This is a genomic window from Xanthomonas hortorum (assembly GCF_040279205.1).
In the GTDB taxonomy this organism is placed as follows: domain Bacteria; phylum Pseudomonadota; class Gammaproteobacteria; order Xanthomonadales; family Xanthomonadaceae; genus Xanthomonas; species Xanthomonas hortorum_F.
This window is the reverse complement of sequence record NZ_JBEOLS010000140.1, coordinates 1-486: the sequence shown is the minus strand read 5'-3', so window position 1 is coordinate 486 and position 486 is coordinate 1. Positions and strand designations below refer to the sequence as shown.

Annotated in this window: 1 protein-coding gene; it reads left to right on the top strand. The window is 51.4% G+C overall.

Translation table 11 applies throughout. The annotated features are described in order from the left end of the window. Positions 1–302 precede the first annotated feature (302 nt). Positions 303–486, top strand: a 184-nt coding sequence (locus ABS769_RS22540) for a transposase (RefSeq protein ID WP_434801693.1), incomplete at its 3' end; no start/stop codon positions are given.

Genomic DNA, 486 nt, shown 5'->3' with positions numbered 1-486 from the left:
AATGCTGCCTGGCGGCAGGAGATGCCGCCAGAAAACGCATGCCTTACGCACTTCAAGCCAACTACACGCCTCATCTCGACAAGGCTGCTTGAACTTCGAAGATACTGACTGGTTGTTCAGATCTTCCCTAGGTTCTTGACTCAGGTTGAGAACCAGTCAAAAACTCGGGGACCGGTTCACGATTACACCAACGAGCTTAAAGATTACATACAGGCAGGCCGAGAGGATGAAGCTAAAGCTGAAATTGCTGGATGGAATGCTTTATTGAGTCGAGAGAAGCAAACTAGGGCCTGTTAACACTAATGGCCCGAGCGATTAAACTATCGTGCATGGAGATCACGCCAGCACAATTTTCTCTAATCGAACACTGCCTGCCGGCGCAGCGCGGCAATGTCAGCATGACCAACCTGCAAGTGGTCAACGCCATCCTTTACGTTGCCGAGCATGGCTGCAAATGGCGCGGCCTACCCAAGCGCTTTGGCAACT